The organism is Actinomyces sp. 594, from assembly GCF_019325145.1.
Lineage (GTDB): Bacteria > Actinomycetota > Actinomycetes > Actinomycetales > Actinomycetaceae > Actinomyces.
The window spans coordinates 1-7823 of sequence record NZ_PIZC01000063.1; the positions used below are offsets into that span (position 1 = coordinate 1).

Below are 7823 nucleotides of genomic sequence, written 5' to 3' on the forward strand. Positions count from 1 at the left end.
TCTCACGACTTCTGACACTCCCAGATGTCATGAGATCCAACAGTCCCAGAAGTCATGAGACATCACAGTACCCCTACGGTACGAACCGTCACCACAGGGTACGAATCGTCGACCGGAACGTACGAACCGTCACCACGAAGTACGAACCCTCAACCATGGGCCCGCGAACCACCGGCCAGAACACACGAACCGCCAACCATGGGCACACGAACCACCGCGCCAGCACAGCCCCGAACACCAGCCGCAGGTCCCGGCACGCCACAACCACTGCCCCCCGAACGCCACAACTGTTGCTACCCGGGCACCGACCACCGCTCCCCGCACGCCAACCCACCCAGACGCGCACACCGGCCACAACCCGACCAACCAACCACACCCACAAACCACAAGAACCCGCGGAGTCGCCCAGCGGCCCCGCGCCGTCGTCCCCTCGGTAGACGCTGGGGCCTACCCCCGACTCGGCGCGCCAGCCCCACGTCCCAAAACCAGATGAGCCGAAACCGGAAGCGCCGACGCCGCGAGGACAATGAGTTCAGGACACTGAAGAGCGCGAGCAAAAGGGCAGGTCCGGCGGACGAGCGCCGAACGTGCTCGCGTGGGAACAGCGTCGGCTCCGTGAATTGCCCCCTGACGGGTGATGGTTCCGCACTACTCCCACAGCAGCAGGCCGTCGGCCAGCAGGCTGCGCGCGTCGGCGGCCATGCGCACCACAAGTGCGTCGGCGTCGGCATCGGTTAGCGCCGCCACGGCGGTGGCGATCTGCCTCACGCTCAGCTCGCCGTCGGCCACCTCCACCAGTGCCGCCAGCGCGGTATCGGCCCGCACCGTCCGGGCAAAGCCACCGCCCTGACGCAGCAGGATCACGCTGGGCTCGCTGCTACCGGGACGCAGGTGGCGTTCCTCGGTGACGTCGGGGGCGACTACGGGGTGCAGCTCCATGACCTCCGCGTCGCTCATGGCGGCAAGGAGGCTGCGTGAGCGCACCACCTGGGCCACGTGCGGCCCCAGCGGTGCGCTCGGGCGTGTACCGATCTCCTCCAACACCCGCCAAGGCACCCCAGCCGCATCACCGTCATCGGGACGGTGCAGCACCACGTAGCCGAAGCCGATTCCATGAACCCCCCGGGCGGCGAAGTCGTCAATCCACGCACCCAGGGCGGCCTCGAAGCCGGGCCGGTCGCGCTCGGGGATGGTGCCGCCGTCGCGCAGCCACATGGTGGCGTACTCGACCGGGTCCTGCACCTCCCGCTCAATCACCCAGGCGTCGATGCCATCGGGCAGCCAGCCCTCCACGCGCTCACGCCAGTCCTGACCATCGTGGTGCTCCCAGTTCCCGAGCATGACTGTCGTGCCGCCGGGACTCATATGAGCTCCTAGTGCTGGCAGTAGCACGGGCAGGACCGGGCCACCGGCGTCGCGGTACTCCATGAGCGGCAGGCCTGCGTCCCGGACAGCGGGCGGGGTGATGACGAAGGGTGGGTTGGTGGCGATCAAGTCGAAGGTGTCCCCGGTGACTGGCTCGAGGAATGATCCGTGCCGCAGCTCCAAGCGCTCGGGGTCGGTGCCGGCCAGGGCGGCATTGAAGGCGGTGAAGGCCAGCGCCCGTGCGGAGATGTCAGTGGCGACGACGCGCTCCGCGTGCCGCAGCAGGTACAGGGTCTGGATACCACAGCCGCAGCCCAGGTCCAGGGCCCTGGTGACGGGTGTGCGCGGAGTCAGGGATGCCAGGGTCAGCCCGGCGCCGCCAATGCCCAGGACGTGATCGGGGGCGAGTTGTCCCTGTGACACCAGCTCACCCACGTCGGAGGCGACCCACCAGCGCACTTCGCCAACGTCGTCGCGCGCCTCGTGGGGTCGCAGGTCTACAACCGCCCACACGCGCTCGTTCTGCGCCGCCGTACCACCCCCGGTCTGCGCCGGGTTGCCGCCCAGGGGCTCCCCTCCCCCTGCCTGGGGGTCGGCGCCGACGACGAGTCCGATAGCGCGGGCACCGGCGGCACCGGTACGCGGCAGGGCGGCATCCAGCTCGGCCGCGTAGACCGGCTCCCCCAGCATGAACAGTGCGGTGAGCACTGCCACGGGGTCGGTGCTGGTCTCCGCCTCGGTACCTGCGCGTGCGTCATTGAGCACTTGCCGCACGCGCCGTAGGGCGGGGTAGCGCTGTTCCCGGCGCAGTGCCGCATCGGCCGCAGGGCCGAGCAGCCGTGCGACGGCGTCAACGCCCCAGCCGGAGTCATCCAGGTCTGCGCGCAAGGCCGCCGCCTGCGCCCTGGTGGCCACGGGCGGCGGGGTGGGGGCAAGCACCGACGGCGGGGTGGGGGCAAGCACCGACGGCGGGGTGGGGGACGCCTCCCGTTGCGTGGGCTCTGGCGCGGCAGGCTGGGCGGGTGCGGCGTCGGTCATGGGGTGACGGTACCGCGGCGCAGCGCCCCGCCGGCTCAGCCGGCGAACATGTCCATGCCCACGCTCATCACCACCGGGACGATGCCCAGAATGATGAAGGCAGGCAGGAAACAGGTCCCCAGTGGCAGCACCAGCCGGACCGCCAGCCGCTCGGCGGCCTCCTCGTCCGCCGCCTGCCGGCCGGCCCGCAATGACGCTGCCGTGCCGGCCAGCAGCGGCGCAGGCGAGGCGCCGTCCTCCCAACCGGGCCGCAGGCACGCCTCGAGCCGGGTGTGGCGCCGGTTCGCCGCCCGGCCCCACCAGTGCCGGCGTGCACGCCTGCGCTGTGCGCCCTCGCCTTCGTCCTCCGCCTCACGCCCGGCGCGCCACGCCTCCTGCCAGTCGGCTCCCAGTAGCAGGGCTCTCCCAACCACGCTCAGCTCCTCATCATCCAGTGCCTGCCCCAGCGCCTGCAGCGCCCCGGGCACCGACGCCCCGGCCGCGAGCGCCGCCCCGGCCAGGTCGAGCACCAGTGCCTCGTCCACGCCGTCCGTGGCGGTGGCCGCCGCGGTGACAAGTCGCGTGGTCAGCCAGTGCCCGACTCCCATCAGAATCACGCCGACCACCCCCAGGGTGCTGCCCAAACCGCCGTCGAGCAGGATCTGCCCGGGGTGGGCGCCGATAGCGGTGCCGAGCAGCAGTCCCACCGGAGGAAGCAGGGCGAGCAGCCGGGCGGTTGAGCGCGGCCCGGACAGGGCGGTACGGCGCGAGTCGTCCGCACGCCCGGATTCCGCTACTCCTCCGGCCACCGCCTCCAGTACCCCTGCCAGTGGGGCGCCGAGTGCCGTGGTCAGGCGGCAGGCGGCTACCGCCCCGGGGACGGCGGCCGCGGTGAGGCGACGGCGTGCGCTGCGGGCGCGGCGCCCCGGCAGCGGCGGGCGCCAGCGCCAGCGTCCCTCGTGCCGGTGGGGCAGCCAGCTGTCGGGTGGCTCCCGGGCCAGGGCGAGGAGTGCGGGTGGCACGCCGTCGTCGTCGGGCTCAGTGCCCTCCTCCACCCCGGCGCGTTGCAGGGCTCGTGCCCAGGCGCGCTGCGGGGTGGCGCCTGCGCGCAGGAGGGTGGACACCTCTGTCAGCACCAGGCTGAGGTCTAGGTCATGCGCCCTGGAGCGGGTGGGGCGGGCCAGTCGCCCGGCGTGGTTGGCGCCCAGGGCGGCCGGGGGCTCGCGGCGGGCCGGCAGCAGGATCACGGCGGCGGCCAGTGCCACCAGCAGCCCGGCCAGTACTTGCGCGCCGCTCATCGTCGGCTCCTGCGCGGGCGCGCCTGCGCGGGTGCCGCGTCGGCACCGACCACAGCCGTGGGGCCCGGCGCCGCTGGTGGCCGCGGGACTACCCCCGAGCCCAGTGCAGCGGCCACGGGTGCCTCCCCGATGCGCTGCGCTAGGCGGTCCACGCCGGGACCGGCTGTCACCTGGCCGTTGGAGCCTATGACGAGTGCGTCCCGGCAGCGCATCCGGTCCCCGGCCCGTTCCAGCACACCGATCGCGGTGACCAGGCGCAGTGAGGTCGTGCCCGGGCGGGCCTGCCGGCGCAGGTGGACGACGGCGTCGAGCGCACTGACGGCTTGCGCGGCCACGGCACCCTCATCCAGGTCGGCCAGGGCGCCGAGCGCGGTAAGGCGGGCGGGGACGTCGGCGGGCGAGTTGGCGTGCAGGGTGGCCCAGCCGCCCTCGTGACCGGTGTTCAGGGCGGTCAGTACGTCGCGGACCTCCGGGCCGCGGCACTCGCCGAGCACGATACGGTCCGGGCGCATGCGCAGGGCTGTGCGCACGAGTGTGGTCATGGGGACGGCCCCGACTCCCTGGACGTTCTCCCCACGCTCCTGCAGGTGGATGACGTGCGGGTGGTCGGGGCGCAGTTCACTCGCCTCCTCAATGCATACGATCCGCTCGTCGGCCGGTACCAGCCCCAGCAGGGCGGCCAGCAGGGTGGTCTTGCCGGTGCCGGTGGCGCCGGTGACCAGGCAGTTGGCCCGGCGTGCCACCAGGGCGGTGAGGACCGCGTCCAGCCCGGGGGCGATCGTGCCCGCGGCGGCCAGCTCGGGGACGGTGTAGGCGCGGCGCCGCTTGGTGCGCAGGCAGATGAGAGTGCCGTCGGCGCTCAGCGGTGGCAGGACCGCGTTCAGGCGGGTGCCGTCGGGCAGGGTGACGTCCACGATCGGGCTGGCGTCGTCCAGGCGGCGGCCACAGGCCGCGGCCATGCGCACCGCCAGTGCCCGCACCTGGTCCTCGGGCAGCCGGGCCTCGGCTACCGCTTCGAGCCCCCGCCCGCGGTCAATCCATGTACGGCCGGCGCCTACGAGCACGTCGGTGACGCCGTCGAGCTCCAGCAGCGGCTGCAGCACGGGGCCGGCGCCCGCGACGTCGGCACGCACTTGCCGGGTGAGGCGTGCCAGGCCGCCCGCACCGGTGGTCGGGGCGGCGCCGGAGCCGAGTGCGGCGTCAAGGCTGGCTCCGCGGGCGAGGGCACCGCGGACCCGGGACAGCTCCTCGTCAGCCCGGCCGGGTTCGGGCGCACCCGCGGAACGGCCGGCTGGGGCGGGGACGGCTACCATTGCGCGTCCTCGGGCGGGTTTTGGGCCAGGTCCAGTAGCCGATCGGCGACTGCCCGCGCCTGGGAGCGCAGGGCGCCGCGACCGCGGGTCGGGTCATCGCCGCGGGCGATGCGCTGGGCGACGGCGCGCTCATGCGGGATGATGGCGGCGATCTCGGTGCGGGTCATGAGCGCGAGCTCGTCGGGCGTGACGTCTTCGCCGGTCTTGCGTACCACCGTGTACACCTTGGTGGGCGTGCCCGGTGCCGGGCCGGGGGCGAGCGTTTGTGAGCCGCCGAGCCCGGCCTGCTCCGCGCGCTCTTGCCCCAGCGCCTTCAGTCGCGCAGTGAGTGCCTCTGCGGCTACCGCCGAGCGCAGGTCCAGTCCGGACATGAGCAGGATGGTGGCGTCCGCAGGCGGGAGGCCGCCGCGGGGGAGGTCGATCATCACCAGGTCGTGCTCGGCGCGCAGCGCGTCCACGGCGGGCCGCAGCTGCTCATGCCCACTGGCACCGCCCCGGCCGTCGCCGGTCAGCACGGGCATGCCCAGCCACTCCGGTAGGGCGGTTACGAGTCTCTCCGGGCGGAAGGCGACTTCGTTGGCGGGCAGGTCTGCCCAGCGCAGCCCGGGCAGCACGCCGTCTCCCATGAGCAGGCCCAGGCTGCCGGCGGGGTCTGCGTCTACAATCGCGACTCGTTTCCCACGGGCGTGGCAGGCGCGTGCCAGGTGGAGGAGGAACGTGCTGACGCCGAGTCCGCCGCGGGCGCCGGTCGCGGCGACAACTCGGGCCCGTGGCGGGTGCTGGGCGGTAAGCAGGAGAGCTATCAGGTGGTCGGCTCCATCCGGTTCACAGCAGCGATTCAGGTCGGCGGGCACGACCCCCGGTTCGGTGGGGGGCGGGGCCAGGCCCTCCGGGGCGACCAGCACGACGGCCGCTACCGCGGGTTCGGCGAGCAGCTTTTGCGCCGCGGCGCCCGGCGCTTCGCGGGGATCGGCCAGCACCGGCGCCACTCCGGTGCAGGCCTGCACAACCTCCGCGGGAAATGCCTCCGGTATCCGGTCCATGGGTGCGGCGGCCGCCTGGGCGAGGTCGAAGACACCGGGGGTGACCAGGAGTACCCGCACATTGGGGGCGAGTGGTGCGGTAGCGGCGTCCATATGGCTCTCCTTGAGGGCTCCGGCCCGCGGCGTTGTACCCGGGCGGTCCCGAACAGGGTGCCGCGTTGCGTGCCTCTCCCGCTCGGCGCCTGTGGATGGTCCCGTCGGCGGCTGCTCTCGAGTACGCCTGTGGACTACGGAGGGCTGAGTGTGCGTGGAGGCCACCGCGGGCTCGGGCGAGGCGCCCCGGCATCAGCGCGGCTCGTCACTGCACTGCCCGCGGCCGCACGGCCCGTAGCAGCACAACCGGCCCCGGCGGGATCAGGCTCAGCGCAGCTCAGTGGTTCCGGCCAGGATGGCGTTGCAGATGCTGTGCGCCTCCTGAATGCCCACCAGGATCGCTTCCGCCTGCCACACGATCCACGCGATCACGCCGTCGGGCTGGCCGGATGCGTAGGCCGCGGCCGCATCGGCGTAGGCGCCGGGAGCGCGCCCGGCATACTGGTCGGTGACAGCCACCCCGGTGGGCTCCAGGCCGTCGCGAGTAATCAGGTGGTGCACCAGCAGTCGGCCGACAGCGGCGTTGCCGGCGGCGAAGGGGCGGATCGCGATCATTTCCGCGTGGACGATGGCGGCACGTACAAGTGCCGGGGCTCCGGGGGCGTCAATCAGCTCAAGCAGTGCGTCGAACCGGGCACGCAGCGCCTCGCCGTCGGGGGTGGTGCCGGGTCCGCCCTCAAGCGGGGCCGTGCCCGGACGGCGCGGGACTGCGACGGCCGTCAGGGGTATGCGCCCGGAGGCGGCCAGTGGTCCGGCCACGTCGCGGTGGAGTGTTGCCAGTAAGGTGCGGGGACTGGGCTGGGCGGGGCGGGTGCTTCCGCGCAGATCGGGCATCCATTCGTCCAGCCGCACGCCGGCGCGCCATAGTCCGGCTGCGGCGTCGAGCGACGGGTCCCCGGTGGTGGCCTCGGTCAGGGACCGGTCGGCGACGGCCTCACGTAGTACCCCGGTGGGCAGGACCGCACCCTCAACTGCGGCTGAGGCGATGGCACTCCGGATGGCGGACTCGGCCCGGGCCTCCCGCCAGCGACGGCGCAGCGCCTGGTGCCAGCGCAGCTCGGTGGAGGCCTCGCGCAGGGCCTCCTCGGCGCGCTTGACGCGGTCGTCGGCTGCGAGGGCCTCCAGCGCCCGGGTGACAGGGCTGGGGCGGGCCGGGCGCACGGCACTGCTGGGGCGGGCCGGGCGCACGGCACTGCTGGGGCGGGCCGGGCGCGTAACACTGCTGGGGCGGGCGTCGGCGGGCGGAGAGGTGTTGCTGCATGGCCGGGCGGCGTCGTCCGCGTCGTGTCCCCGTTCGGGCCTCCCTCCGGCAGGCGGGCCGATCGACACTCCCATGCTGATCACGGGGCCACTGTATGCGTGCGGGCCGAGCCCGCCACAAGCCGACGCGCAACCGCGAGCCCCGGGCCACGAGCCTGCGAAGGCAGCCAGCACCACGCCCGCCGCCGACAGTATCCCGCCCGCCCCGACAACTCGACTGCCAAGTTGTATTCGGACTAGGTGGTGGTGCCCGTGGGCTTGTGCTCGTCGTCCTCTGCATGTTGGCGGTTCGGCACTTCGCATGACGGTTCGTACCTTTGCACCGACGCTTCGTACCTTTCGACGACGCTACGTACCCCTACCGTACTGTGATGTCTCATGACTTCTGGGACTGTTGGATCTCATGACATCTGGGAGTGTCAGAAGTCGTGAGA

Annotated in this window: 5 protein-coding genes; all 5 read right to left on the reverse strand. The window is 72.9% G+C overall.

The features are described from left to right. Window positions 1–648: 648 nt before the first annotated feature. The gene (locus tag GZ998_RS11180; protein WP_219109875.1) at window positions 649–2403 is read right to left on the reverse strand and encodes a methyltransferase; all 1755 of its coding nucleotides are present in this window, start codon (window positions 2401–2403) and stop codon (window positions 649–651) included. Between the two features lie 35 nt (window positions 2404–2438). After that, entirely contained in the window at window positions 2439–3680 is a 1242-nt protein-coding gene (locus GZ998_RS13350; RefSeq protein WP_219109876.1) for a hypothetical protein, read from the reverse strand. After that, window positions 3677–4993: a TadA family conjugal transfer-associated ATPase gene (locus GZ998_RS11190; RefSeq protein ID WP_219109877.1), complete on the reverse strand. Its 1317-nt coding sequence runs from the start codon at window positions 4991–4993 to the stop codon at window positions 3677–3679. The genes GZ998_RS13350 and GZ998_RS11190 overlap by 4 nt, the downstream gene beginning before the upstream one ends. Next, window positions 4987–6129, reverse strand: coding sequence for a cellulose synthase operon protein YhjQ/BcsQ (locus GZ998_RS11195; RefSeq protein ID WP_257505910.1), 1143 nt, complete (start codon window positions 6127–6129; stop codon window positions 4987–4989). The genes GZ998_RS11190 and GZ998_RS11195 overlap by 7 nt, the downstream gene beginning before the upstream one ends. Window positions 6130–6396: 267 nt before the next feature. After that, window positions 6397–7464, reverse strand: coding sequence for a Fic family protein (locus tag GZ998_RS11200; RefSeq protein WP_219109879.1), 1068 nt, complete (start codon window positions 7462–7464; stop codon window positions 6397–6399). Window positions 7465–7823 lie beyond the last annotated feature (359 nt).

Coding starts and splice junctions, on each gene's coding strand:
- GZ998_RS11180 (WP_219109875.1), bottom strand. CDS start 2,403: ATGACCGACGCCGCACCCGCCCAGCCTGCCGCGCCAGAGCCCACGCAA.
- GZ998_RS13350 (WP_219109876.1), bottom strand. CDS start 3,680: ATGAGCGGCGCGCAAGTACTGGCCGGGCTGCTGGTGGCACTGGCCGCC.
- GZ998_RS11190 (WP_219109877.1), bottom strand. CDS start 4,993: ATGGTAGCCGTCCCCGCCCCAGCCGGCCGTTCCGCGGGTGCGCCCGAA.
- GZ998_RS11195 (WP_257505910.1), bottom strand. CDS start 6,129: ATGGACGCCGCTACCGCACCACTCGCCCCCAATGTGCGGGTACTCCTG.
- GZ998_RS11200 (WP_219109879.1), bottom strand. CDS start 7,464: ATGGGAGTGTCGATCGGCCCGCCTGCCGGAGGGAGGCCCGAACGGGGA.